Annotated in this window: 3 protein-coding genes; 2 read left to right on the top strand and 1 reads right to left on the bottom strand. The window is 57.1% G+C overall.

Annotated features, from left to right (window positions below):
* The first annotated feature begins 319 nt into the window (after positions 1-319).
* Both AC0L3K_RS40530 and AC0L3K_RS40525 read left to right on the top strand, forming a co-directional pair.
* Positions 320-613 (top strand): hypothetical protein, encoded by a 294-nt coding sequence (locus tag AC0L3K_RS40530; RefSeq protein WP_007595373.1) that lies wholly within the window; start codon positions 320-322, stop codon positions 611-613.
* Between the two features lie 27 nt (positions 614-640).
* Positions 641-871: a hypothetical protein gene (locus AC0L3K_RS40525; protein ID WP_007595374.1), complete on the top strand. Its 231-nt coding sequence runs from the start codon at positions 641-643 to the stop codon at positions 869-871.
* Between the two features lie 170 nt (positions 872-1,041).
* Here AC0L3K_RS40525 and AC0L3K_RS40520 read toward each other — a convergent pair whose 3' ends face one another.
* A complete protein-coding gene (locus AC0L3K_RS40520; RefSeq protein WP_473368197.1) occupies positions 1,042-1,473 on the bottom strand; it encodes a hypothetical protein in 432 nt (143 codons plus the stop codon).
* Positions 1,474-1,616 lie beyond the last annotated feature (143 nt).

Here is a 1,616-nt window from a genome sequence, read left to right as displayed (position 1 = left end):
CGCCCAAAGTTGCGTGTCCTCTCCTTTCGTTCAAGCCGAGATGGGGCTGACTTCGTGATCAATCCGGAAGCCATAGCATTGCAACGTTAACGCCGCGCGAGCGGTAGGTTCTTTGACCTTGTCATTTGCGGTAAAAATCGACAAGGAGATCGCCGGCTTTAGGCGCAACAGAGCGCACGATGACGTGCACACCGCCACTACCACAGCACTGACCTCTTCGCGAAACACCTTGCGGCGCATCTACGGAACAGCATTACATCGGAGACATTCGCGGAACGAAACGGCTCATCAGTCTTTCTCTGACCTTCGGGAGGTGCCCATGACTTCTCAAGCCATAGAAGGCGCATGTGCGTTCGCCTGGCGGAACTACTTGCTGCGCCATAGTGGTATTAGTGAGAACGATAACAGGCGTTCCGCCCTCTTTCGCTACGTCACCAATCTTCGCGATGCTGGCGAATATGATTTCGATCTCTTGCAGATAGCAGCGGTCGCTTACCTGAAAAAGCTGGACGAACTGCATGACGACCGACATGCGAGACTCGCCGCAGATCAGGCTTTAGCCGAGGGGTTAGCATCACGTAGTGCACAACCTGGCAGGTCGCTTTGGGCTTAATCACCCGAGCAGAAGGAGCAAGCAGCCATGGTAGACAACATCTCTAATTCAGGCCGTTTCGCGCGCGACGCCCAAAAGCGCACAACCGCAGCGACAGAAATCGGTATGATTGCCTTGAAGCCAATTATGCATTTTCAGGTCTCAATTCTGAGGATGTGGGCCGACAGCATCGAAAGGTTTGCGGGCAATTACGAAAAGGGATTCGAAGAAACCGTGACGGCAGTCGAGGAACAGTCCGACAAGGATCGCGTCGCGTAAATCAACGCAATCGTTCGGCGGAGTCGGAGTTGGGCCATTCGCGTCGATTTTGCCCGCGTCTTCTCGATGTCCGCTCTGGCCCCGACTGCCGACGTGCCGGACACGATGGCGATCTTCGCCTTCGGGCCATGAGCCGACATCGCTCCAAGCAGCGATACTTGTCAGGCTCCTTAGCGGCCGTAGGGGAAGCAGCGGTGGCGATCGAGCGTGAGACCGAAATGCGCTCCTAGCGCAGCGATGGCCGCATCCTGCTCAGGATAAGGATCGGCATTGCATGCGGCAACGATGATGATCCGGAACCCGCCGCGATCCTTGCCACCCGGTGGCAGCATCGCTGTAGCCAGTGGATTACCCTCCCTGTCACGCAACGTGAGGAAAAGCGGCATCTCTCGCTGTACATGGGCCTCGAGGCCGATGTCGCGCTCGATCGCGTTGGGCTGCTCCGGACGCCAGGATTGGACTGCCTTCTCTCGCTCGCGGCAGAAATATTTCTCGACTGTGTGGCGCATCAGGCGCGACTCTTGCACCGCTTCACCTTCCGTCTCGATACGGAACCAGGCCTTACCCTTCGGCGCGTCGCAAACATACTGCATTTCGCCCATCCTGATCGCCGCAATTCTAGGGCAGCGGGCCCGCAAAGCCAGAATGTCATTCTCGTCGCGTTTCGATCTTTTGCGTTTTTACACAGCCAGGGTCAATCGCGTCACTTTGGCCGCGTGCCGTTCTCTACCGGTCTACCCCTGTG

Source organism: Bradyrhizobium sp. MI1.10, from assembly GCF_055811035.1.
This window is presented reverse-complemented; position numbering and strand designations above follow the sequence as displayed.

Excerpts from the sequence above, each read along its gene's own strand:
- AC0L3K_RS40530 (WP_007595373.1), top strand. The coding sequence starts at position 320 with ATGACTTCTCAAGCCATAGAAGGCGCATGTGCGTTCGCCTGGCGGAAC.
- AC0L3K_RS40525 (WP_007595374.1), top strand. The coding sequence starts at position 641 with ATGGTAGACAACATCTCTAATTCAGGCCGTTTCGCGCGCGACGCCCAA.
- AC0L3K_RS40520 (WP_473368197.1), bottom strand. The coding sequence starts at position 1,473 with ATGGGCGAAATGCAGTATGTTTGCGACGCGCCGAAGGGTAAGGCCTGG.